The sequence below is a fragment of the Nostoc sp. DedSLP04 genome (genome assembly GCF_034530775.1).
GTDB lineage: Bacteria > Cyanobacteriota > Cyanobacteriia > Cyanobacteriales > Nostocaceae > Nostoc.
In genome coordinates, this window is the sequence record NZ_JAVRCL010000011.1 from 73926 (window position 1) to 97967 (window position 24042).

The 24042-nt window shown below is 40.7% G+C and carries 18 protein-coding genes; 9 read left to right on the forward strand and 9 right to left on the reverse strand.

From position 1 onward, the window contains the following. Nucleotides 1–107 precede the first annotated feature (107 nt). Nucleotides 108–365 (forward strand): hypothetical protein, encoded by a 258-nt coding sequence (locus RMX89_RS09125; RefSeq protein WP_322688697.1) that lies wholly within the window; start codon nucleotides 108–110, stop codon nucleotides 363–365. A gap of 11 nt (nucleotides 366–376) precedes the next feature. Here the strand turns inward: RMX89_RS09125 and RMX89_RS09130 are convergent, their stop codons facing one another. After that, the gene (locus RMX89_RS09130) at nucleotides 377–1486 is read right to left on the reverse strand and encodes a DNA-methyltransferase (protein ID WP_322688698.1); all 1110 of its coding nucleotides are present in this window, start codon (nucleotides 1484–1486) and stop codon (nucleotides 377–379) included. A 282-nt stretch (nucleotides 1487–1768) separates the two neighbouring features. Further along, nucleotides 1769–2158 (reverse strand): hypothetical protein, encoded by a 390-nt coding sequence (locus RMX89_RS09135; protein ID WP_322671633.1) that lies wholly within the window; start codon nucleotides 2156–2158, stop codon nucleotides 1769–1771. A 166-nt stretch (nucleotides 2159–2324) separates the two neighbouring features. On the opposite strand from RMX89_RS09135, the gene RMX89_RS09140 reads away from it, so the two are divergent. Further along, nucleotides 2325–3026 carry a DUF547 domain-containing protein gene (locus RMX89_RS09140; protein ID WP_322688699.1) on the forward strand — a complete coding sequence of 234 codons (702 nt, stop codon included), beginning with the start codon at nucleotides 2325–2327 and terminating at the stop codon, nucleotides 3024–3026. On the opposite strand, the gene RMX89_RS09145 is transcribed toward RMX89_RS09140, so the two are convergent. Together RMX89_RS09145 and RMX89_RS09150 are read right to left on the reverse strand one after the other, a co-directional pair. Beyond that, the gene (locus RMX89_RS09145) at nucleotides 3011–3766 is read right to left on the reverse strand and encodes a TIGR04283 family arsenosugar biosynthesis glycosyltransferase (RefSeq protein ID WP_322688700.1); all 756 of its coding nucleotides are present in this window, start codon (nucleotides 3764–3766) and stop codon (nucleotides 3011–3013) included. The two genes, RMX89_RS09140 and RMX89_RS09145, sit on opposite strands and share 16 nt — an antisense overlap. Before the next feature lie 264 nt (nucleotides 3767–4030). Further along, nucleotides 4031–4522: a rhodanese-like domain-containing protein gene (locus tag RMX89_RS09150; protein WP_322688701.1), complete on the reverse strand. Its 492-nt coding sequence runs from the start codon at nucleotides 4520–4522 to the stop codon at nucleotides 4031–4033. 169 nt (nucleotides 4523–4691) lie between these two features. On the opposite strand from RMX89_RS09150, the gene RMX89_RS09155 reads away from it, so the two are divergent. Next, the gene (locus RMX89_RS09155; protein ID WP_322688702.1) at nucleotides 4692–5579 is read left to right on the forward strand and encodes a pirin family protein; all 888 of its coding nucleotides are present in this window, start codon (nucleotides 4692–4694) and stop codon (nucleotides 5577–5579) included. Nucleotides 5580–5822: 243 nt separating this feature from the next. Beyond that, complete coding sequence (locus RMX89_RS09160; protein ID WP_322688703.1) at nucleotides 5823–7229, forward strand: collagen-like protein; 1407 nt, start codon at nucleotides 5823–5825, stop codon at nucleotides 7227–7229. A gap of 194 nt (nucleotides 7230–7423) precedes the next feature. Here the strand turns inward: RMX89_RS09160 and RMX89_RS09165 are convergent, their stop codons facing one another. The 3 genes from RMX89_RS09165 to RMX89_RS09175 all read right to left on the reverse strand — a co-directional run bounded on the left by RMX89_RS09165 (nucleotide 7424) and on the right by RMX89_RS09175 (nucleotide 11509). Continuing rightward, nucleotides 7424–7984, reverse strand: a complete 561-nt coding sequence (locus RMX89_RS09165; protein WP_322671639.1) for a nitrate transporter — start codon at nucleotides 7982–7984, stop codon at nucleotides 7424–7426. A gap of 477 nt (nucleotides 7985–8461) precedes the next feature. Continuing rightward, entirely contained in the window at nucleotides 8462–9637 is a 1176-nt protein-coding gene (locus RMX89_RS09170) for a patatin-like phospholipase family protein (RefSeq protein WP_322688704.1), read from the reverse strand. A 552-nt stretch (nucleotides 9638–10189) separates the two neighbouring features. After that, nucleotides 10190–11509: a dihydroorotase gene (locus RMX89_RS09175; RefSeq protein ID WP_322688705.1), complete on the reverse strand. Its 1320-nt coding sequence runs from the start codon at nucleotides 11507–11509 to the stop codon at nucleotides 10190–10192. Between the two features lie 403 nt (nucleotides 11510–11912). Between RMX89_RS09175 and lepB the strand changes: the two genes are divergently transcribed. From lepB to RMX89_RS09200, 5 genes are all read left to right on the forward strand, one after another. Continuing rightward, nucleotides 11913–12554: a signal peptidase I gene (lepB, locus tag RMX89_RS09180; RefSeq protein ID WP_322671642.1), complete on the forward strand. Its 642-nt coding sequence runs from the start codon at nucleotides 11913–11915 to the stop codon at nucleotides 12552–12554. A gap of 400 nt (nucleotides 12555–12954) precedes the next feature. Beyond that, entirely contained in the window at nucleotides 12955–13740 is a 786-nt protein-coding gene (locus RMX89_RS09185) for an MOSC domain-containing protein (RefSeq protein ID WP_322686184.1), read from the forward strand. A 533-nt stretch (nucleotides 13741–14273) separates the two neighbouring features. Then, nucleotides 14274–17960 carry an ATP-binding protein gene (locus RMX89_RS09190; RefSeq protein ID WP_322688706.1) on the forward strand — a complete coding sequence of 1229 codons (3687 nt, stop codon included), beginning with the start codon at nucleotides 14274–14276 and terminating at the stop codon, nucleotides 17958–17960. After that, the gene (locus RMX89_RS09195; protein WP_322686182.1) at nucleotides 17957–19792 is read left to right on the forward strand and encodes an EAL domain-containing protein; all 1836 of its coding nucleotides are present in this window, start codon (nucleotides 17957–17959) and stop codon (nucleotides 19790–19792) included. The genes RMX89_RS09190 and RMX89_RS09195 overlap by 4 nt, the downstream gene beginning before the upstream one ends. Nucleotides 19793–20058: 266 nt before the next feature. After that, nucleotides 20059–21498: a response regulator gene (locus RMX89_RS09200; protein WP_322688707.1), complete on the forward strand. Its 1440-nt coding sequence runs from the start codon at nucleotides 20059–20061 to the stop codon at nucleotides 21496–21498. A 68-nt stretch (nucleotides 21499–21566) separates the two neighbouring features. Here RMX89_RS09200 and RMX89_RS09205 read toward each other — a convergent pair whose 3' ends face one another. Together RMX89_RS09205 and RMX89_RS09210 are read right to left on the reverse strand one after the other, a co-directional pair. Then, nucleotides 21567–22241: a response regulator transcription factor gene (locus tag RMX89_RS09205; protein WP_322688708.1), complete on the reverse strand. Its 675-nt coding sequence runs from the start codon at nucleotides 22239–22241 to the stop codon at nucleotides 21567–21569. Nucleotides 22242–22352: 111 nt separating this feature from the next. Beyond that, a complete protein-coding gene (locus RMX89_RS09210) occupies nucleotides 22353–23450 on the reverse strand; it encodes a HAMP domain-containing sensor histidine kinase (RefSeq protein WP_322688709.1) in 1098 nt (365 codons plus the stop codon). Nucleotides 23451–24042: the final 592 nt, after the last annotated feature.

Genomic DNA, 24042 nt, shown 5'->3' on the forward strand with positions numbered 1-24042 from the left:
ATCCCTTTCTACTCAATAACACTTTGCGCTCAGAATTGTTCTTCAAAGCTAAAACTGAATTTGTTGGATACCCGACTAATTTGGTAATTATAGTAACAAAGGCTCTGATGTTTCCTGCTTCCAATAGCACTCTTTATTACGAGCAAGCTGTTAATCAGTTAACAGCTTTGGCTAAAAACCAAGTTTTTGATGTACCAATCAGACTGGTTGGATTATTTGAACAACAAAATACAATAGTTCCTATTATTTGGACTGAGTATTTATCTAAAAGATATTCGAGAACTGTAAATACTAGAGTTAATCGCCAATGCCAAATTATTGCGGGACGTTCAGCCCGTAGTCGTTGTCTAATTAACTTATTGTAAAAATTAATCTATTAAGTCCATAATCTCAATTCAATTTGTTCTACTTCTTCTACTTGTTTTGCTATTTTATTTTGTAAAGAGGTCTTTTTCCCATTACCATTAAGCTTTGCATCTACTGGAATCTCTTCACCTCTTAGATTAGCTGCAAAAGCAGATTCTTCATAAATTAATCTATCTTCCATTGCTTGCAAGTGATACTCTTCTGAATAAATTTTTGCTTTGCTGCGTTCTGAAGCTTTATTTCCTACTTGCACATCAAACTTAAATGTATCAATACATTGACCAGTTTTTTCAACATAATCACGCAATGTTTTTAAATTTGGAAAACAACCATTTTTATCCGGATTGCCACTGAGACGACGCAACGCAACTTGATGATATTTCGGTTCAATTTCTGACCCGATAAAATGACGTTTACCATCTCTCGCAACCACTGCCGTAGTTCCCGATCCCATAAATGGATCTAAAACAATATCATTTTCGTTAGTTGTAGCTAATATAATTCTAGCTACCAAGTCTTCTGGAAACTGGCAGGGATGTATAGTTTGTTCTTCATGATTGTGCTTAACATTCCGAAACAGCCAAATATCACCAGGATTTTTACCTTCTGGATTGCATGAAAGTTCCCCCTTTCGATTTCCTCGATAATGTTTCTTATTTTGATATTTTTGGGGAACTCTAATAGCATCTAGATTAAATTTATAGTTATCTGATTTAGTAAACCAAAGAATAGTTTCATGTCTACAAGAAAACTTTTTCTGGGCATGAAGACCATGTTGCCTAGCCCATATAATTCGGTTGCGAGGAATTAGTCTGCATGACTCTAAAATCGGAAAAAAGCGAATATCTAAAGGAATCAGCATTCCTCGGTTAGAAAAAGCACCAACTTGCCAAAATAGCGAACCTGTATTTTTGAGAATCCGGCTACATTCAAGCAGAACGGCTGTTTGTTCTGCCAAATAAATCTCAAGAGCTTGCCTTGATTCGTATTCTTTGCCTAGATTATAAGGTGGAGAAGATACAACTAAATCAACACATTCATCTGGCAGATTACTCAGCATTTGTAAGCTATCCTCCAAGAGAATCTGGTCTAAGGGTAGATTCTCTCTATTAGTCTTCATTACGATACCTACCTTGCAAGTAATACTAGGCTTTCGTCATCATAACCTATTTTAGGTTATTAGCAAATTTCAATAGTAGATTGAGTATAATACCATACTTACTTTAACAATATACCTTGCCGCCGTAGACATACATACCTAAAGGCGATGGAGAAGCGATCGCATTCTCTCAAAAAAGTGCGATCGCTTATTAAATTGGACACTAGGGAGCAGGGCGAAAGGGGGAGAATAAAAAATTACCTCTTTCCCCTCTGCCTCTTGTGCCCAATCTCCAGTCTCAACTCAATTAGCTTTACGCTCTTTAAGCACTTGATCTAGCAAGTCTCTAGCAGGTTGTGCTTTAGCCAACGCTACTTGATGGTCATTATAAGCACGAACAAGGCGAGAAAGACTGCTCACACCTGTCTTGAGTTGCTCCAATTCTTCACCAGCAACTAGTTCGCCATCAAGCATCCGCCCAATTAACGGTTTAATATCGCCTACTTCCTGCCGGACTTTTTGGAGCTTTTCTAGAGAACTCAGTAAGGTTTTTAGTGAGTTCAATATGTCGTCAATATCTTGGGCATCCTCCACTGGCTCAGGTGGATTTTCAATTGCGATCGCATTTTTATCTGAAACTGTAGGCAATTCCTCTACAGACGTTTCACTTGTAACCCCATTTGACCGTGCCATCAACGCTTCCTCAAGGAATTTTACTCAGTGTATCGCTGATTTTAAGTTGCCAAAGATAGTATTGTTATAATTCGTTAAATAAATACTTGTACAAATTCAAGTCTACGTTGCGATCGCGAAAGCAAAGAATTCTTTTAGCTACAGCCAACATATAAACACAGCAATAATGATTGATTTTGAACCTTGGGACAAGTTGTTGCGTCAATATGTCGATCGAGAGGGTCGTGTAAACTATATTGCTTGGAAAACTGAGCAACCTCAAGCGCTAGCTGATTGGTTGTCGAGTCAAAAAAATCTGGCTTTTACATCTAATAGCAACACTTCTGAGCAATTGGCATTGTGGATCAACCTTTACAATGCGTTCACCATTTCGGCAATTTTAGAAAGATACCCACTTGAGTCAATTCGTCCGCGAATCTTAGGCATTCCCAACTGGCTGGCTTTTTTGTGGTTCTTCCAACGTCGTGCTTATTATATATTTGACGAACATTACAGTTTAGCCCAAATAGAGAACCAAATTCTACGGAATCAATTACAGGAGCCACGAATTCATTTTGCAATTGTCTGCGCTTCGGTTGGTTGCCCGTTACTGCGTGCTGGAGCTTATTTTCCTCAACAAGTTACTCAGCAGTTAGATGAAGATACCCGTCGCTTCATTAACAATCCTGAAAAAGTCCGTTATGACTCAAATAGTAAAACGCTCTACTGTAGCAAAATCTTTAAATGGTATCGTCAAGATTTTCTTAAGGTCAAATCCTCTATTCCAGAATATATCCGCTCCTACCTACAAACAGACCTGCCAATCAATGCCTCAACGCCCATTTCCTATCTCTACTATGATTGGAGCCTGAATCAGCGAATATCTTGATAAAATTGTTTGAGATAATTTGCATCAACGCCAATTCCCCACAAAAAACCGATATAAAGGTAGATTGCGTTTGCTTTCCAGCTACCCCATTTTGCGACGCGACGATCTGAAGAGTGAACAATGCGGTTGACTAGATAAATACGTCCTTTTTTAACCAATTTCAGGCATAAATCTCCATCTTCCATAATCGGTAATGCCTCATCAAATCCGTCGCAATCCCAAAAGTCAGTGCGACGACAAAACATTACCTGATCTCCGAACAACAGGCGCAATCCTCGAAAAAACAGGTGAGGTTTAAATAGCAGTGGTGCATAGTAGGTTTTTAAATAATTATGTAGAGAGATGCCCCAGCGAGTCGTTTGAGATCCACTCATCAGAGAAATGAACCCCCCACAGGCAATGGTTGACTCTGCTAGAGTTTGCTCGATTACAGTGATTAGGTCATCCGGCACCCAAGTATCTGCATGAACAAAGCAAAGAATATCTCCAGTTGCAGCCGATGCTCCGTAATTCATCTGAATAGAACGCCCACGCTGTTCAGATGAAAGAACTTGTACGCCTAGCGATTGATTGAATGACCCAAAGCATTGCTTTGCAACTGCCACTGTCTCATCATCGCTGCCACCATCTACTACTATCACTTCAAAAGCAGGCGGATTAAGTAAAGTCAATTGGCGCAATGTCCGCTCTAAGCTAACTGCTTCGTTTAAAGTAGGAATGACAATCGAAACTTGAGACATGCAGCTTAAGTAGTTTTATCGTTGCTTTTATTCTACTTGCTCAATGTTGACAAGCTCTTATATCATGTTCGCATAATTAGTTATGATTTCCACAGTCATTGCACCCCACACGCCAGATGCTCCACTTGGGGAGACCCCAAGACCGCACTGGCTCCCCTTAATCCCCTCCCCGCTCTTCGGGAGGGGAGACGAAGCGTAGCTTTGGCGGGGTGGGGTTCTTTGGGTTTAATAAGTAATGAAGCGAATATGATATTAGTCCAAAGGTCAATACTCCTGAGCATGGTAAGTAGTTTTTAGCAGTTTTCCCCAGATTGCATTGTAAGGATGTACAACCTTTGTCGGATGACCATTTTGAAAAATCGGCCTGTCTTCGTTTGCCCACTGAAAAATTCCACCACTCAAGTTATAAATGCACTTAATCCCGGCTTTATCCAGTTTTTGGGCTAATTTTGCGCTTCGGTAGCCAACAGCACAGTACACAACAATTGGTCTATCTTTTAAAGCTGTTGCAACTGCTGTTAAGTCCTCTGTGAGAGGATCTATGCGTACTGCTGTTTCGATATGACTAACTGCATACTCAGCTTGACTTCGTGCATCTAGTAATAATGGACGGGGCTTTGCAGAATCTGATAGTAATTGAGCTAATTGGTTGCAATCAATTTCCTTAACAGTAGGAAACTGAGATCCAATCAGAAGTTTAATAAAGTTAAAGGTGAGCGATCGCACTTGTGAAAAAACTCTCTGGTTGAGAAACAATACTGACTGGGGCTGTGTTTCATATTTAATCGGAAAAAACTAGTCAAAAACAGGCGATCGCATTGGCATCAACTCTCCAAAATAAACAGATAACTCATCAAGATTAGCTTATTTGCAAGTAAATATACTTATAATAATTACAGCATTTACTAATCACCTGCGATTATTTATGGCAATTCTTCAACTGATTGAACCCGAAGTTAAAAATCTGGGTGGTTTTTCTGCCCGCCGCAGTTTGCCATATCCTAATCGCCAAACGGTTGGGCCGTTTATCTTTTTCGATCATCTTGGGCCGTCCGTTATGCCCCCCAATCAAGGCATCGATGTCCGACCACATCCTCATATTAATCTGGCAACAGTAACTTATTTATTTGATGGTGCTTTGATGCATCGCGATAGTTTGGGTACTGTGCAGGAAATCCAACCAGGTGCAGTTAACTGGATGACAGCAGGAAAGGGGATTGTCCATTCAGAACGCTCACCCGACTTTGACCGTCACCAAGAAACTACTATTCATGGCATTCAAACCTGGGTTGCCCTGCCTGTTGAACACGAAGAAACCGAGCCAGCGTTCATTCACTATCCGGCTGAAATCCTTCCCACTTGGGAAGAGAATGGCGTTATCATCAAACTTATTGCTGGGCAAGCATTTGGCTATACCTCACCTGTACAAGTTCTCTCACCTATCCTCTATTTAGATGCAGTGTTGTCTGCCAACACCCACTTCACTATCCCTACAGATTATTCACAAAGGGCAGTATACAGTGTCACGGAGGGATTGAGGATTAATGGTGAACCGATCGAGCAATATCGTCTCGCTATTCTAGAGCCAGACGATCGGGTTGAGGTTTCTGCTACATCTGCTGCTCGATGTATTATTATTGGCGGTGAGCCGTTAGGTACACGCTACAAATGGTGGAATTTTGTCTCTAGCCGACCAGAGCGAATAGAGCAAGCGAAAGCTGATTGGCGCGACTATCGCTTTGCTAGGGTGCCAGATGAAACGGAGTTTATTCCACTGCCAGAAGTGGTAACAGAAGCTAATCCTTTTTCATAAGTGGGTCACACTTCGACACTCACTACCTCGCTTTAGCATGGCCAAGTTTAACCCAAGTTGCTAGTTACTCTTATGAGCGATCGCTTTGGGACAATTCCCCTCTGCCCCTCTGCTCCTCTGCCCCTAGAGCGGTCTTAATGATAAGTCTTTAACCAAACACGATCTCACTGGACAAGAGGGAGCAAATTGTTGAAACTCAGCGTCAGGAGTAGATAATTCAACTAAAGTTTTAGGTGTAAATAGATGCACAATGGTTTTAGGAGTAAACTGCCACTACTGCTGACATTCTGCTTATTTACTAGCTTTTTGCCTGCCTCTGGTTCAGTTTTATGTCCAGCCGTTGCCTCTGACGAATACTATAGAGTAGCTAGAAATTATGGCAGAGATGGACGCGCAGGAACCGATGGGCGATCCGGTAGAGATGGTAGCAGCGGTGAAAACCAAAATATTTTTGTCAATGGTTCACCTGTAAATCTTGACTTGTCGGGTAAAGATGGTGAAGACGGGGAAGACGGGGAAGATGGTTATCAACCTGACTGTGGTTCCCAACGCGGCAATCGCGTCAGCCATGATATAAACGCACCAGATGGTGGTAGTGGCGGTAATGGTGGCAAAGGAGGAGATGGGGGAAATGGTGGTTCTTTGACAGTGTATTACAGCAATTTAGCAGACTTACGGAATATTTCTGTTCGGGCAACTAGTGGCGAAGGCGGGCGCGGTGGTAGAGGTGGTAGGGGTACGGAAGGCTGTAACTGTCACAGACGAAGATGGGAAGTAAAAACCTGCCAGGGAACTCCTGGTAGTCCTGATTACAAGTGTACTGAAAAGGTTTATCGATGTAGCGATGGTAGCGATGGGCGAGATGGCAGTGATGGTAGCGATGGTAGCCAAGGGCGCTTAGGAACTTTGAGTATTGTCAATAGCAAGGAACCTTTGGCCGCTGATACTCCAACTGTGCAGCTAGCAATGTCGGAACTGATAAATAAACAGTTCAAACTCTCGAAGAATAAGTGGAATCAACGCATAGGGGCGGCTTCTTTACTTGCGCCTGGTTCTGCGATCGCCGATGATTACCTTGAGTTTGAACAGCGTCTAGAAGAGGCTTTTCAAATAATTTGGCAAGAAAGACAACCCATTACCAGCTTTGGCAATCAAGCCGTAACACTAAATTTAACTGATAACAAACAAGTAGAAATTACTTTTTCTGAGGAATTATGGGTTGAAGGTAACAGCAAAAGTGAGGCTAACTTAACAACATTTACTGTTAACCATGCCATTCCCAAAAAAGATGTCACCCGGTTAGCTGTGGCAGAGTTTGCCGATGCCGGACAAAATCTCAACTTAAAAATAGTTGATTTGGCAGCCAAGTCTGATGCTATTAATACTCAATTTCGCGTGAAATTCCGCGTCCAGGATAGCTTGCACGGTTTTTCTGGCTACAAAACTGAATTTGAAGGAGATATTCCTACAGAACTTGTGACTCGTGACTACAACCGTTTTACTCTAGCTTTGGGTAAGCTAAAAATTCCTGACGAAGCTTTACGCCCTGGTATCAATGTTGATATTGAAGTCGTAGCAACTCGTTCTTTAGGAACACGTTCTGCCAAGCAAACTATTAGCTGGCAGGGTGCAATCCGCAAGCCTAGATAAAGAAGAATTCAGAATTCAGAATTCAGAATCAAAACGCTCTCTACAAGAAGCTGCGCGTAGCTTCTGCCTTTGGGAAAAGAGAAGGATTTACGCTGCGCTACCTGCTAGTCGTACACAATTCATTCTGTTAGCGTAGCGGGGGGTAGCCCATTCTGACTCCTGACTCCTGACTCCTGAATTCTGCTCGATAAAGTTTAAGAAGATTTTTTCCCATCTGAAACCATTTGCGAGAGAATATAAGCTGCGAAATCTAGTAACTGATCCAGCAAAAAGCCAATGATGCCGATGTATAATATTTCCTGGATTATATAATCAGTATTGCCAGCTTTATAAGCATCCCAGAGGGTAAAGCCAAGTCCTCTTGGGCCTGTTAACATTTCTGTGGCAATAACGATAAACCAGGCTACCCAAATGCTAACTTTCAAGGCATGAAATATATGAAAAATAGCTACTCGAAAGTTATTATTCTGTCTCTTGAAATGCCGCATCCCTATTGCTGTATTAATAATCATCGTCCAAAGAGTTCCCACAAAAACTACTACAATAGCAGCCGAGTCGCTCTCTTGAAACGCAATTAGAGCAATAGGTAGCAAAGCGATAGGAGGGATACTATGTGGTATCTGAAATATCAGCCGAAATAGCTGATAAACCATGCTATTTATCCCGATTAAATATCCAATAAAACCACCCAATACAACTGCTGGAATATAACCAACAAATAACCGTTGCAGGCTAGCTAAAATGTCTAAAAACATATTATTTTCTCTGCCTCAGTTCTCATGGAAAACATTCGGTAAATACTGCGGCAACAACACAAAACAGGGCTGAGAAAAATGTATTTGATTACACATTCTATTTTGTTACTAAAAGATTTTTTATATCTTCTCCTGTTAATTATTAATTAAAAAACTTAGGTATTATTACGATGTGATAGGAGTAGTACAAAGAAGAGGTAAAGCTTGACTTGACTAAACTTTATCAGAAATGCAAATTTTAATTAGTAAATTAAATACAATTTCGAGAATTTATCAAAGAAGGCAGTTATTGTTATATGTGACGTGCGTAGTTTACCGCACTTTGGCAAGGCTCAGTGACCACCGTAGGCATCGCTCCTTGACTATCTAAGCTGATGCAACCAGCCAGAAAAAGTCTTGAACGGCATGTAAAAATCAATTGGATGGGTATTCAAACCCCAACCAATTGTAGACAGTTGTAAATAATGACACAGTTCGCTAGTTATCTTTAATAAAAGACGCGATCGCCTTTTTTATCGGAGAACCGGAATCGTCTCTGGTATAGTACGTAAGACCTTCCTCAATGAATGCAGAAGTAGTATCTATTAACTGCTGAAGAATCACGGAATTAGTATTATCTATTTCTTCAGTGACTTTTTCCCCTGTAAATTTATTTTTCCGCTCTTCTGGAGGTAAGACAATGCGAGGATCTTTATAAGTCTCTTTTGGTTTGGGTTTAAATGTTTCATTTAAGTCAAACTGAAGACGTAAGTAACGTTTAGACTCATATCCACCCATAATTTGTCGGCAAATCGTACTATCAATCTCAGATGTAGGTTCCATGAATATGTTAGTAAGATTTTTGATCCAGTCTAAACCTCTCCATTTGCTTATTTGCTTATATTGATATGGTTGACCAGTTTGACCTGTGCCAATAGAAAGGATAGAAATATCTTCTAATCGCAGATTATTTAGTTTATATTGTTGCTTGATTTCTGGAGATACTGAAGACTGACTAATCCTCATCGCTAGACTCAAAGCTGCCAGAGCAGGGTTATTAGCAGAAACTCCTCCATCAATGTGGGGGAATTCCCAGTCACCAAATTTTTGTTTATCTACAGGTTCTAATTTATATGGTGGAAAAAAAGTAGGTGCTGAGGCAGAAGCGGTACATATTTCCCATAAATAACAGTCATCGTACCATCTGTCTCCTAAATCGGGATGACAATTTGTAAAAAAGGTGGTGTTGCGATATAGCGTATCGTAAGCAAGAATCAAAAGAATGGGTTTTTCGATATCCTTGATTCTTGTGGATTTATAAGCATCTTTGAGTACGCTAGTAATTCCATCATGAGAATATTTAGATGGGGAAAATACATCAATAATTGATTTGATAATGGACGGAAAGTTTTTGTAGCGCTCTTTTATTTCCAGAGGGAATATATCTTTACCTCTATTTTTATACATTTTAATAAGTTCATCACTTTCCTTTCCGATAGCAATCCCTCCTGCTAATATCGAACCAGTAGAAGTACCAGCAACCATGTCAAAATATTCGTGTAAAAACTCTCCTTTTCCCTGATTTCTAATTTCTTGTTCTACTTGTTGAAGTATTCGTGCTGCAACAATTCCACGAATACCGCCACCGTCTAAAGCCAAAATTTTGAAGGACATAGCAATTCTTTTTGATTATTTTTTTGTGGACAAGGATCGTGAGATGAACCACAATACAATTCCATTGGCTTGTTTACTCTTATCCGACTTATCCGATTTATCCGACTGGAAGAATACCTAAGTTTTTTTTTAACGAATTCCCTTCTCTACGAGACACTACCTATAGCTTGCTTATCTGTAGAGGGCGGTATGCGTAGTATTGGTGTCAACTTAACGTGAAAGCCAGCCTCAAAACCAGCTTTTAAATATTATCTCGTTCCCAGTCGAAGACTGGGAATGCCGTCCTAGAGGCTCCGCCTTGCGCAATACTGTTCGGTTAAGGCAAGAGACGCGATGAATCGCCGTCTCTACAATAGTCAATCTTTCGTAGAGACGGCGATTTATCGCGTCTTTGCGAGCGTTTAACTTGAAACACTTAGAAATACAGCAAAATTCTACGTTGTGAGTTATGGAAATACCCCACCTGCACAATCTGGCATGAAGGTTGGGGAGGAATATATCTTATGTAGTTGCTGTAAATTCAAGGTTTCAGTAAAGTTAAATAAATATTTGCTACAAGAAAGTTAAAGCTTGACCCCGCACTTGCGTATTTACCTGGCCTTTGTCATAAACTATTTCACCGCCAACAATAGTGGTTTTAGCCCAGCCAGTCAGGTTCCAGCCTTCAAAAGGACTCCAATGGCATTTGGTTAAAAGTTCTTCGCGCTGGACTGGACGGTATGTGTTTAAATCTACAAGCACCAAATCAGCATCATAACCAGGGGCGATCGCTCCCTTATTCGGAATACCATAAGCCACAGCTACAGCTTTAGACATCCAGTTTACAACTTGAGCCACAGTACACTTGCCCTCCATTGCCGCAGTTAACATCAAAGCGAGGGAAGTTTCCACTCCAGGCATTCCCGAAGGAGTATTGGGGTATTCTTGAGCTTTTTCTTCTAAGGTGTGCGGCGCGTGATCTGTGGCAATGAAATCAATCACACCATCACGCAAAGCTTGCCAGAGAACTTCGTTATCGTGGGGCGATCGCAAAGGTGGATTCATCTGTGCTAATGTGCCAATTGTTTTATATGCACTAGTATTTAACAACAAATGCTGTGGTGTCACCTCTGCTGTCACCCAACTCGGTTTCTCCTGACGCAGCAAGTCTGCTTCTTCAGCTGTTGACATGTGGAGAATATGCAACCGACGTTGATATTTTTGAGAAAGTTTTAATGCTAGTTGGGTTGCCAGCAACGCCGCTTGATTATCTTGAATTTGCGAGTGAACGGCTGGATCGTGAATATTGGCAAATTCTTGGCGGCGTTGGTTGATTCTAGCTTGGTCTTCGGCATGAACGGCAATTAAGCGATCGCCTTTGGCAAATATCGCCTCCAATGCTGTTTCGCCATCAACTAGCAACTGACCATGCATCGACCCCATGAAAATCTTAATTCCCGGTGTTGGCTTTGCTAAAAGCAAATCTGGTAAACTCTCTGCTGTTGCCCCAATAAAAAAGCCATAATTAACTAAGGATTTGTGTGAGGCCCGTTCTAGCTTGTCGTCTAAAGCCTGTTGTGTCGTAGTTAGGGGGCGCGTATTGGGCATTTCTAAAAAAGAAGTGACTCCCCCTTTAGCACAGGCACAACTGGCAGTGAATAAATCTTCCTTATGTTCTAGTCCAGGTTCCCGGAAATGCACCTGCGGATCGATAACTCCTGGCAACAAAGTTAAGCCTTCTGCGTCAATTTCAGTGGCTAGTGGTGTTTGGGAGATTTCTGGCGCAACTTCGACTATTTGGCGATCGCGCGTCAACACATCTCCAACCATCAGTTCACCATCGGGTAAGATTATGCGAGCGCGGCGAATCAGCAACATTTTTGGCGATGACATAGGGATAACCAAGTTTAGACAGCGAGCTATGTATTACAGAGAACCATGCTTTTAGGTTAAACTTATTCGCGATCGGAGTAACCAATTTTTGCCGCACCTTAAAAAAAAGTTTATTTTTAACAAGAGAGGCAGCAGGAGTTTAATTCCGCCACAAAATCTCCGATTTGGTGGACTGCAATTAGATAAGGTTGAACGCGAAAGCGTCTGTCTTATATAGAAGCCTCATCTAAATTGAAACCTACTCCTGCCCCCTGCCTCCTATCTCCTTCCCAATCCACAATCTCAAATTGGTAGTCAAGATGCAAACATAATTAGGAAATTAAAATTTTCCCGTTAAGATTAACAGATAAAGTCTCACTAGGCGAGTTAATTACCTACGTCTTTCGTTAAGTTAAGTAATTTCATGCATAATCAAGTGTCTGATAACAACTCTAGTCAACAACCCGATAATTCCTGGATCGCAGAGCTAGGTAGAACAATTGTATTGAGTATCGTTCTAGCTCTGGGAATTCGTACCTTTGTTGCTGAAGCACGCTGGATTCCTTCTGGCTCAATGGAACCAACTCTGCATGGTACGCCAAACCAGTGGGAGGCAGACAAAATTATTGTCGATAAGTTGAAGTATAAATTTGCTGACCCACAGCGGGGAGATATAGTAGTATTTTCACCTACAAAAGAGCTACAAAAAGAACAATATCAAGATGCTTTTATTAAACGTATAATTGGCTTACCTGGAGAGAAAATACAACTTAAGGATGGCAAAGTCTATATCAACGACAAACCTCTGCCAGAATCTAATTACCTCAGTTCTGGGCAGACTACAGTTATTGATGTTTGCCAATCAGGGCCACAGCCACCTTTTTTGGCCAAACCCCAGACTATACCAACCGATTCATATTTAGTACTGGGTGATAATCGTAACAGTAGTTATGACAGCCGCTGCTGGGGTGTTGTCCCTCGCCAGAATATCATTGGACGTGCTGTAGTTCGCTTCTGGCCTTTAAATCATGTTGGCGGAATCGATAAATCGCCAGTATATCCATAAATTAACAAACAATATTGCTCAAATAGCTCATTAACAAAAGAATTTTAGATTTTAGATTGGGGACTACTAAATCACCAATCTAAAATCCAAAATCCGTGTTGAAAAGTTCAGTTCGCTCTTTGCGAGATACTGCGACTTTTCGCCAAATCTCAAATCCAAATATTTCTATGACCGAAGAGGGAAAGGGGCAAAGGGGCAGGGGGCAGGGATTGCTCCCCCTGCCCCGAAGCCGTGAAGCAAAGCGGAACATGGGTATCAAGCCCCGTCATAAAGGACGTTCTTGATTGGTCGGAGTATCAAGCTCCGTCCAATCCTCCCCCTTGCTCCCCTGCCTCTTTTGACGGGTGTCTAAAATGTTTGAATGCGTGAATTTTGAATTTTGAATTCGGAGCGAAGCGACGTGACGCCTTACCTAGCTAAGATTTTACTGTATCCAGTTAAATCACTGGATGGTGTTGAAGTTGAGAACGCTAGAGTTCTTGCCAGTGGCGCACTACAGTATGACCGCGAGTTTGCCCTTTTTGACGAACAAGGTAGATTTGTCAATGGCAAGCGTCATGCTAAAATCCATTTAATAAGGGCACAATTTGCACTCTTAAATAGAACTATCTCGTTGCAAATTCCCGATCGCAACTTACAACAGATTTTTCATCTGGATGAGGAACGGCAAGCATTAGAAGCAACTTTGAGTGATTATTTTGAGTTTGCTGTCACATTAAGACAAAACTCTTTGATGGGTTTTCCTGACGATACACACTCACTTGGCCCAACGGTAATTAGTACGGCCACATTGGCAGAGGTAGCTTCTTGGTTTCCTGGTTTAAGTGTAGATGAAATGCGCCGTCGGATGCGTGCCAACATCGAGATTGGTGGTGTACCAGCATTTTGGGAAGATCGGCTATTTAGCGAACAAGGTGATTTAGTCTCTTTTCGAGTGGGAGATGTAGACTTTTTTGGGGTTAACCCATGTCAGCGTTGTATAGTCCCAACACGCAATTCTTACTTAGGAGAAGCTTACCCAAACTTTCAAAAAATCTTTACAACCCAGCGACAAGCAACTTTGCCAAATTGGGTTGCTTCATCGCCTTTTAATCACTTTTATCGATTGAGTATCAATACTCAACTACCCCCATCATCAGCCGGAAAAATTTCAAAAATTGGCGATAAAGTAGAAATAATTATATAAAAAAGTTAACAATTTGTCAAAATAAAAAATACAAAGTAAATTTTTTATATTTTTTTTTGTTTCTGCTGTGTATTTGCATAACAATTCTAAAATTGCTGTAATTAAATATAAGTTCTTGTGCAAATCCAGAGGTTTCCAGACCAGAAAATCAACACATCAGCAATTACAAATTAAATTTAGGATTGGGTGCTAATGGCGACCTGAATTTTAGAATGGCATACTGGAGCTTATTGGTTAAATTTCAGTTCATCTGAGAAAATTTGTGGAAATATTGCCAGATAAAATTGAGCAAATTCAAGTGTGATGGCGTATCCACATAGACGATTTCTATAGTGGACTACTCCTGTATAAAGTTTGAAAGTGAGGCGTTGGAGGAAGTCAGCCAGTCAAACAATTATAAGTATTTCGTATTATTTTATACTAAAAATATAAAATTTTCATAAAGAGCGATGTCTGCCGTAATTATACTTATATAGAATGTAGCTAGCACGGCAAAATGCACCTAGTAGATGCTGGGGAAGAATAAAACTACAATGTTATCCAAACTTCAGCCCGTCAAATCATTTAATCGCTTAGTTGGCAAAGTTTATGCCAAGATGCCCCTGAGATATGTTCTGATTGTGCCCTTTATCTTGCAAATTTGTGGTGCAGTGGGACTTGTGGGCTATCTTTCGTATCAAAACGGGCAAAAAGCGGTAAGTGAGCTTGCTAATCAATTAGAAAATGAAATCTGCGATCGCATTGAACAGCATCTCGATCGCTATTTAACAACTCCAAAGCAAATCAATCAAATCAACTTAGATGCGATTGAGCTAGGTTTGCTCAACCTTTCGGACTTTCAAACCACCGGCAATTACTTTTGGAAACAAATGCAGGTTTTCAATGTTGGCTACAACAGCTTTGCCAATTTCAAAGGTGAGTTTATTGGTGTTGAGCGTCTAGATAATGGCCAGCTCTTAATTAATGAAGTTAGCGCCAAGCATGGTGTAGGCAAACTCTATGTTTATCCTACAGACAAGCAAGGAAATCGCCGCCATTTACAGCAAGTCAAAAATTACGATCCTCGCCTAGAAGCTTGGTATACAGATCCAGTTAAGAGAAGCAAACGAGTTTGGAGTCAAATTTATCCATGGGAAGATAAACCAGAAGTTTTATCCATATCTTCCAGCTATCCTGTTTACGATAAAAATCGCAAATTTGTTGGGGTGATTAGTGTTGATTTGCTCTTATCACAAATTAGCAAGTTTTTAACTAAGTTAAAAATCAAAGAGTCGGGTAAAACTTTTATTTTAGAGCGTTCTGGGTATATAGTGGCTTCTTCTACTAGCGAGCCACCATATACGATCGTTAATGGTAAAGGAAAACGTCTATCAGCATTAAATAGTCAAAATTCTTTAATTAAACTCACTACACAGTCTTTGATCGAACGCTTTGGTAGTCTAAAGTTGATTGTGGGGAAGCAACAGCTAAGTTTTACCGCCGATGGAATGCGTTATTTTGTACAGGTAAAAAGCTGGAGGGACGAACTGGGTTTAGATTGGCTAATCGTGGCGGTGATTCCCGAAGGCGAATTTATGGAGCAAATTAATGCCAACACCCGCATCACTATTTTGCTGTGCATAGTTGCTTTTTTAGTGGCTACAAGAATTGGGATTTTGACTGCTCGTTGGATAATTAAACCGATTTCACAATTAAACAGAACGGCAAAGAAAATTGCTGAAGGTGAATGGGAGGAAACACCAAACATTCAGCGTTCCGATGAACTGGGAGAACTAGCTAAATCATTTGAAACTATGGCAAAGCAACTCCAAGCATCCTTTAGCGCTTTAGAAGCAAAGAATGCCCAGATGCAAGTTTTAAATGAGGCACTATCTCATAATCAGAGTCAGCTAACTCAATTTTTAGAAGCCATACCGGTCGGTGTATTTATCATCGATGCTGAGGGTAAACCTTATTATACAAATCAGATTGGGCAGCAAATTCTCGGTCAAGGAGCGATCGCAGAAGTTAAAGTCGAAGAATTATCAGAGATATATCAAGCTTACCTTGCCGGGACAGATCGACTTTACCCCAGCGATCGCTTGCCGATTTTGAGAGCATTGCTTGGGGAAAGCATCAGGGTTGATGATATAGAAATTCGCTATTGTGGCAATATTACTCGCATTGAGGTTTTAGGAAAGCCAATTTATGATGAATCAGGGAATGTGGCTTTTGCGATCGCCACATTTTTTGATATCACCCAACGCAAACAAACAGAAAAGTTATTAGCGGAATACAATCGCACCTTAGAGGCTCAAGTAAAAAAACGTACCCAAGAGTTCCAGCAAGTTATTGAGCAACTGCAAACCACCCAAGAAGAACTGATTCAATCGCAAAAAATCGCTGCACAGGAACAACAAGCAGCCGTTCGAGAAGCCGCGCGAAGTGCTGCCGCCAACCTCGCCAAAAGCGAATTCCTGGCTAACATGAGCCACGAACTGCGTACCCCACTCAATGCCATTCTTGGTTTTACCCAAGTCATGAGTCGAGATTATTCGCTATCTAGCGAACATCAAGAAAACTTGGCAATAATTAATCGTGCTGGCGAACATCTACTCAAATTAATTAACGACATTCTCGAAATGTCTAAAATCGAAGCTGGCAAAATCACTTTAAATTCCAGCAGCTTTGACTTAATTCATTTGTTGAAGAACTTAGAAGAGATGTTGCACTTGCGTGCTGCATCTAAAAATTTAGAATTACTGTTTGAATATGCGCCAGATATTCCTAAATACATAGAAACTGACGAAAATAAATTGTGTCAAGTATTGCTCAACCTCTTGGGAAATGCGATTAAATTTACCGAGAAAGGGAGTGTGACGCTACGGGTGAGACTAGGGGCTGGGGATTGGGGACTGGGGGCTGGGGACTGGGGACTGGGGACTAGAGAGAGCGAGGAAAAATTGAATTTTTCGTTTTCACCCTTACCTCATGCTTCCTACCCGTCTGCTTCTTCAGCCCAATCCCCAATTCCTAATCCCCAATCCCTCATCTTCGAGGTACAAGATACTGGCTGTGGTATTGCCCCACAAGAACTTGACTTGCTGTTTGAGGCTTTTGAGCAAACTGAAATCGGCAGAAAATTCCAACAAGGGACGGGACTGGGTTTAGCGATTAGCCGTAAATACGTGCAACTGATGGGAGGAGATATTACTGTCAGCACGATGCCTGGTGTCGGTAGTACATTTGCCTTTGATGTTCAGATTGCTCTAACTTGCCCCAGAGAAATCCCGATCGACCAAATAAAATCACAAATTAGAGCTTTAGCACCTAGTGAAAAAGTATACCGCATTTTAGTAGTTGACGATTCCAAAGAAAGTCGTATATTGCTAGTTAAAATTCTCACATCTCTTGGCTTTGAAGTTAATGAAGCTACAGATGGTAGTGAAGCGATCGCTAATTGGGAATCTTGGCAACCACACTTGATTTTTATGGATATGCGAATGCCAGTTATGGACGGTTATGAAGCCACAAGAATTATTAAAGCTAGAGAAATCGGGCATGGGGGAGCCAATACGTCGCGGAGGTTCCCAAAATTGAAACAACTGGTATCATCGGGAAGCCAGTACCTTGCAGAGGAGTTAACCGATTCCGCCGAGGGTGAGGTTCTGAAAGTTGTATGCAAATCTTCTACACCCGAAACAACTGGTGCGATCGAAAATGATGCTTCTGGTGCGTCCACTTGGCGTAAGCGAATGCCAACAGCCTTGGCTCCTCCTGACGACTTCTCTAAAACAATGCCAGATCGCTCCAATACCAATACAATCATTATTGCCCTAACTGCTAGCGCCTTTGAGGAAGAACGCCAGAAAATTCTGTCCATTGGCTGTGATGATTTTATTCGCAAGCCATTCAAACAGGAAGTATTATTGGAAAAACTGAGCAAACATCTGGGTTTAAAATATACCAATCAAGTAGAAACCACAAACACAGTAGTTGCCGATCGAGGTACACAGATTTTTGTAAGTGTTGCCGAACTCCTGGGTCATTTATCACAAATGTCACCTGAGTGGCTCCAACAGATTCACTATGCCGCAGCTAGCTGTAGCGATGAACTGATTTTAGAGTTACTCAAAGAAATTCCATCAGATAATGCTCAAGTTTTCCAAGTTCTCAGGGATTTAGCAAATAACTACCAGTTTGAGAAAATCATGGAATTGACTACAACAAACTTAGAATGAATTACGAGCATTTAGACCCTAATAAAAAAGATATTTTGATCGTTGATGATATGGCGGATAACCTCCGGGTTTTATCCTCCATATTGACAAGAGAAGGGTATAACGTTCGTAAAGCTTTGAACTGGCAAATGGCACTGACAGCGACTCAAACATTATTACCTGATTTGATTCTACTCGATATCATGATGCCAGAAGTAGATGGATATGAAATTTGCCAGACCTTTAAAGCTTGGGATTTAACAGCCGATATTCCAGTAATTTTTATTAGCGCTTTAGACGATGTTTTTGACAAAGTTAAAGCCTTTAAAGTAGGTGGTGTAGACTACATCACCAAACCTTTTGAGTTTCAAGAAGTTTTAGTGCGCGTGCAAAATCAACTGGCATTGAGATCGGCGCGATTAGAAATATTGAAATTAAATGTTGAGCTTGAAGATCGGGTAAAACAGCGGACTGGAGAGCTAGAAAAAACTCTCCAAAAACTTCAACAAGAAATCGATTCCCGCCAAAAATTGCAAAGTCAACTGCTAGATATAGCACTGCATGATTCCCTGACTGGATTATCAAACCGAGTTTTGTTTATTAGGCGACTAGAAAATGCTCTAAATCGGGCTAAACAAGAATCTAGTTATCAATTTGCAGTACTTTTTTTGGACTGCGATCGCTTCAAAGTTGTTAATGATTCTCTTGGTCATCTGGTAGGAGATGAATTGCTGATAGCCATTGCTCACCGCTTACAAGGATGTATCATACCTGTTGATACTTTAGCACGATTGGGCGGGGACGAATTTGGAATTCTCCTAGAAAATATCACAGATGTCAATATAGCAATCCAAGTTGCAGAAAGGATTTTGCAACAGTTATCACTTGCTTTTCAACTGTCAAGATATGAAGTATTTATGAATGCCAGTATTGGCATTAGTTGGGGCAATAAAGATTACGATCGCCCAGAGTATTTGCTGCGAGATGCTGATACGGCAATGTATCGGGCTAAGGCTCAAGGAAGAGCCAACTATCACGTTTTTAATCCAGCGATGCATCAGGAAGCTATTCAGCTTTTAGAGTTAGAAAATGACCTGCGGAGGGCTGTGGAAAGGCGAGAATTCCTCGTTTACTATCAGCCAATTATTTCCCTGGTTACAGGTAGAATTTCTGGATTTGAAGCCTTGGTACGCTGGCAACATCCGATCCGTGGTTTGGTTTCTCCTATAGAATTTATTCCTGTGGCCGAAGAAACGGGTTTAATTAATGCGATCAATACTTGGGTATTACAGTCAGCTTGTCATCAATTAAGCATCTGGCAACATAATCCAGTCACACCAGAACCTCTAACTATAAGCGTCAATTTGAGTGCAAGGTTATTTTTACAGCCAAATTTGGTAGAGCAAATTGACCGAATAATTTATGAAAATCAAATAAATCCCGCATATTTAGAATTAGAAATTACCGAAAGTGTAATTATGGAAAATACTGATGCAATCAAAGGAATTCTTGAACAACTAAAGCAGCGAAAAATTAAGTTGATTATGGATGACTTTGGTACAGGATATTCCTCTTTAAGTTACCTGCATAGCTTCCCTTTGAATGCACTCAAAATTGATAAATCTTTCGTCAAGCGGATGCAGGAGAATAAAGAGAATATGGGGTTAGTACCAGCAATGATTGGCATTGCCAACTCAATGGGGATGAGTGCGATCGCTGAAGGCGTCGAAACACAAGAACAGTTAGCCCAATTGAGAAGTTTAAACTGTAATTTTGCTCAAGGATATTTATTTTCTAAACCCGTAGAACAACGACTGGCTGTTGAGTTGCTCGCTTCAGCACCTCAATGGTAGCTATCAAGTAGCACCTGGAAAAAATTTCATTTCGATCCTTGGCTAGATAATCTGTGAGTGCTATTTATTACAATCGTGACAACAATTCATCGTGTTGCCAAAGGTGATAAGTGGCTAATAGCTTCGATAATCTGCAAAACTCTCCAGCCACGTGAGAGTTAAACTATAAATATAAATATTTCGGTGAAATCGGTCAACAAATTTTAGGGTGATTTCAAACAAGGATTTACTATCCTCAATAATTATACGCGTAACTTTGATCAATAATGCATTTTAATCAAACTAACCATCAGAAAAGAAATATTTTGGTGGTCGATGATACCCCAGATAATCTGCGGCTTTTATCAGCGATGTTGACTGCACAAGGTTTTGAAGTTCGCAAAGCCTTAAACGGTAAAATGGCACTGACTGCATGTCAAATGGTTTTGCCCGATGTGATTTTGCTGGATATCAATATGCCAGGTATGGATGGCTACCAAGTTTGTCAACAACTAAAAGCTGACGATAAAACTAGTGAAGTCCCAGTAATTTTTATTAGCGCTCTGGATGATGTTGTCGATAAGGTAAAGGCATTTGATGTTGGTGGTGTAGATTATATTGCCAAACCTTTTCATGGTGCAGAAGTGGTATTGCGAATTGAAAATCAGATTAATTTACGCTTGCTCCAAGTTAAACTGCAAGAACAAAACTTTTTACTCCAACAGGCTCTTGACAACTTGAAAGCCTCTCAAGTTCAACAAATTCAGAACGAAAAGATGGTGGCGCTGGGACAGTTAGTAGCTGGACTAGCTCATGAGATTAATAACCCGATCAGTTTTATTTATGGAAATCTCCAATATGCTGGTCAATATGTGGAAGACCTAGTGAAGATGATTGAGGTCTATCAGCAAGAATATCCCAAACCCACACCAAAAATTCAGCAGATAGCCAAAGATATAGACTTGAATTTTATCATTAAGGATCTGCAAAATCTGATAGGTGCAATGTATAGAGGCTCCGATCGCATTCAGGAAATTGTACTGGCGCTACAACATTTTTCTCGGCATGATGAAGCAGAGATGAAACGAGTCAATATCCATGAAGACATCGAAAACACTTTAGTGATGTTACAACATCGGCTCAGGGAAACAGCCAATCGTCCGGCAATTGTTGTAGTGAAAGATTATGGTAACTTGCCCCTAGTCACTTGTTATGCGAGTGAACTAAATCAAGTATTTATGCATTTGTTGAATAATGCTATTGATGCAATACAGGAGGGAGTAGAGAACGGAAAGTGGGGAGCAGGTAATCAATTTCCAGATGAAGCAATGGGAAATGAAGCATGGGGAATAGGGAATCAATCTTCTCCTCCCCAAATTTGGATTCATACAGAGGTGACAGACTTGAACGCAGTCAAAATTGCGATCGCTGATAATGGTCTTGGTATTGAAGAGTCGTTGCGATCGCGTTTATTTGACCCATTTTTTACCACAAAACCTGTGGGCAAAGGTAGTGGACTAGGATTATCTATTAGCTATCAGATTATCGTCCAAAAACATCGAGGAAATATAAGCTGTAACTCATCTGTGGGCAAAGGAGCGGAGTTTGCAATCGAAATTCCCATAGAGCAGCAACCTGATATCTCATCGCAATTTTCAAAATCGGAAAAGGGATTAGGGAGCAGGGGAGCAGGGGAGCAGGGGGAGCAAGGAAGTAGGAGAGAATAATAATTCCTGACAAATGACCAATGACAAATGACCAATGACAAATGACAAATGACAAATGACCAATAAATCTAATTAATCAACAATTCTGGTGCTACCAATCCTTTTTGAATAGCTAAGACTGCGGCTTGAGTGCGATCGCGTACTTCTAGTTTTTGTAAAATAGCATGGACATGAACCCGCACTGTACCAGGGGCAATGTAGAGAATTTCAGCAATTTCTTGATTGCTTTTGCCAGCTGCTACCAGTGCCAAAATTTCTTGCTCCCGCTTCGTTAAAGGATTTTCTAAAGATTCCTCAGTTTTTGCAGACTGCACCGCTATCGAATTACCCTCAAAAGCGGCTCTAATTTCAGTTGTTGCCGTTTGATCCCACCAAGAAGCGCCCGCAGCAACCGAGCGCACTGCTAATATCAAAGACTCAGCCGGAATACCTTTAAGACAGTAACCTTGCGCTCCAGCGGCAATTAACCGCGAAATCAGGGGTTTTTCAGAACGAGACGTTAAAACGAGAATTGGTAAATTTGGGTGCTTCTGCTTGATTTGGCGACAAGCCTCAATCCCGCCAATCCCTGGTAAACCTATATCCAGCAACACCAAATCCAGAGGATAGTGATTGGCTAATTCTACAGCTTGTTCCCCATCTTCCGCTTCTGCGACAATCTCCAAACTGGTTTCTTGTTGCAACCGCATCCGCAAACCAAGCCGAAACAGTTCATCATCTTCAACTAGTAAGATTTTTTTCATTTGTCATTTGTCATTTGTCATTTGTCATTTGTCATTTGTCAGGAGGCAGGGGGCAGAAGTTCTTTAATCCATGAATTTTGAATTTTGAATTTTGAATTTTGAATTGATTTCTCATCTCCCCGGTGGCGGACAAGCTGGAAGTCGGAAAGCAAACAATGCGCCGCGTGGTGAGCGATTCTCTGCCCAAATTGTACCCCCATGAGCAGTAATAATTTGCCTGGTCAAATAAAGTCCTAGCCCAGATCCGGTGACGTGGCGATCGCTATTTCCTTGATAAAATCTTTCAAATAAGTGAGGTAACTCTTTTTCGGTAATCCCGGAACCAGTATCGAGTATTTTTACCACTTGATCGCTAGAATAACCTTCAAATACTACTTCCACTTTACCGCCACGAGGGGTATGGTTAATGCCATTACTCAGGAGATTGCTGAAGACTCGCCCAAGTTGCAAAGAATCGCCATTTACCCAGAGAAAGCTGCGAAAATCTGATTCGCCATAATGCAGAGAAATATAAACCTGGCGTGTTTTCGCTAGTTCTGTTAAGGTAGCAACGATTTCTTCCGCTATTGTCACCAAGTTAACTGGTGATATCTGTAGTTTCAGCCCTTCGGCATCATTGCGGTACACATCTAAAAGCGTTTGGACTAATTGCAATGTACTCTGATGACTACGAGCCATTGTTTGTAATACTTTTGCTTGCATAGGCGTGATTTTACCGAATTGCTCATTTTGAAAATATTTCAGCGTTTCAATTGCTCCTAATAAAGGTGTTTTCAAATCATGCGTTAGGGTAGAAACAAAATCTTCACGCATGATCGCTAGTTGTTCTTGGGAGCGTAATTGTGCTTGGGTATAAGCGATCGCTTCTTCATTGCGGTGGTTGCGATCGCTTAACCAACCCGTTACCATCAACGCCAACACTGCAATCAGCCTATTTGCCAATGTTGAGAGATAAAGTATTTCTCTTCCGGGAACAAGCAGGTCTAATAATGTTAATCCTGTAGCTGCAAGAGTGATCCCCAACACAGCACCCCGATTCAATCGTGAATTTGCTAACAAAATCGTCCCTGTGTAGAGGTAGCCAAATACGTACTCAGGTGGTGTTGAAAATTCCAACACTATCACGATCGCAAAGGCGATCGCTATTAGCCCATAAGTCTTTCCCCGCTCATTTATCGCTTCTTTCATAGTCAATAATCGACTTAACATCGTCATTTATGATTTACTAAAAAATTTTGATTTTCCAATCTGTATAACTATTTAATTGACCAATTATGAGTTATCTGCAATCTATATCTGCAAATGCCAACTTAAGAATTAACCCGAAAATTACGATTCTCCAAATGCAATAAAGAAGACTGGATAATGGAAACTGAGTAGTTGCCCACAAGAAGCGGCGTCTCTACCACTATCTTCCAAAACCCTAATCCCATTAAGAAAATACTTTATGATATTTATATTCTTTGAAAGTAGCAAACTTGCAAAATGTATTGTATAAACAAATAGTCCTAAGTAGTGAGATAGATAAATTAAGAGTCAAAATTAAATATTCTTAACGAAAACTTTAATAAGTATCTAGAAAATAGTCATAACTGAAAATATTCAGGAGTTATCTTAGCCGTAGTGGTACGTTCAGCCAGTATTGAGTAACAAGTTATGAGTAAAAATTAGTACTTATGAATCTTACTACTCTCAGCCGAGGCACTTAATACTCGGAACTGATTTGATGCTGAGTGCAATTATTGCTTTTTGTACTCAGTACTGTTTAGGAAAATCCCTTGAAATCAAATACTCCTACAGT

Coding starts and splice junctions, on each gene's coding strand:
- RMX89_RS09125 (WP_322688697.1), top strand. CDS start 108: ATGTTTCCTGCTTCCAATAGCACTCTTTATTACGAGCAAGCTGTTAAT.
- RMX89_RS09130 (WP_322688698.1), bottom strand. CDS start 1,486: ATGAAGACTAATAGAGAGAATCTACCCTTAGACCAGATTCTCTTGGAG.
- RMX89_RS09135 (WP_322671633.1), bottom strand. CDS start 2,158: ATGGCACGGTCAAATGGGGTTACAAGTGAAACGTCTGTAGAGGAATTG.
- RMX89_RS09140 (WP_322688699.1), top strand. CDS start 2,325: ATGATTGATTTTGAACCTTGGGACAAGTTGTTGCGTCAATATGTCGAT.
- RMX89_RS09145 (WP_322688700.1), bottom strand. CDS start 3,766: ATGTCTCAAGTTTCGATTGTCATTCCTACTTTAAACGAAGCAGTTAGC.
- RMX89_RS09155 (WP_322688702.1), top strand. CDS start 4,692: ATGGCAATTCTTCAACTGATTGAACCCGAAGTTAAAAATCTGGGTGGT.
- RMX89_RS09160 (WP_322688703.1), top strand. CDS start 5,823: ATGCACAATGGTTTTAGGAGTAAACTGCCACTACTGCTGACATTCTGC.
- RMX89_RS09165 (WP_322671639.1), bottom strand. CDS start 7,984: ATGTTTTTAGACATTTTAGCTAGCCTGCAACGGTTATTTGTTGGTTAT.
- RMX89_RS09170 (WP_322688704.1), bottom strand. CDS start 9,637: ATGTCCTTCAAAATTTTGGCTTTAGACGGTGGCGGTATTCGTGGAATT.
- RMX89_RS09175 (WP_322688705.1), bottom strand. CDS start 11,509: ATGTCATCGCCAAAAATGTTGCTGATTCGCCGCGCTCGCATAATCTTA.
- lepB (WP_322671642.1), top strand. CDS start 11,913: ATGCATAATCAAGTGTCTGATAACAACTCTAGTCAACAACCCGATAAT.
- RMX89_RS09190 (WP_322688706.1), top strand. CDS start 14,274: ATGTTATCCAAACTTCAGCCCGTCAAATCATTTAATCGCTTAGTTGGC.
- RMX89_RS09195 (WP_322686182.1), top strand. CDS start 17,957: ATGAATTACGAGCATTTAGACCCTAATAAAAAAGATATTTTGATCGTT.
- RMX89_RS09200 (WP_322688707.1), top strand. CDS start 20,059: ATGCATTTTAATCAAACTAACCATCAGAAAAGAAATATTTTGGTGGTC.
- RMX89_RS09205 (WP_322688708.1), bottom strand. CDS start 22,241: ATGAAAAAAATCTTACTAGTTGAAGATGATGAACTGTTTCGGCTTGGT.
- RMX89_RS09210 (WP_322688709.1), bottom strand. CDS start 23,450: ATGTTAAGTCGATTATTGACTATGAAAGAAGCGATAAATGAGCGGGGA.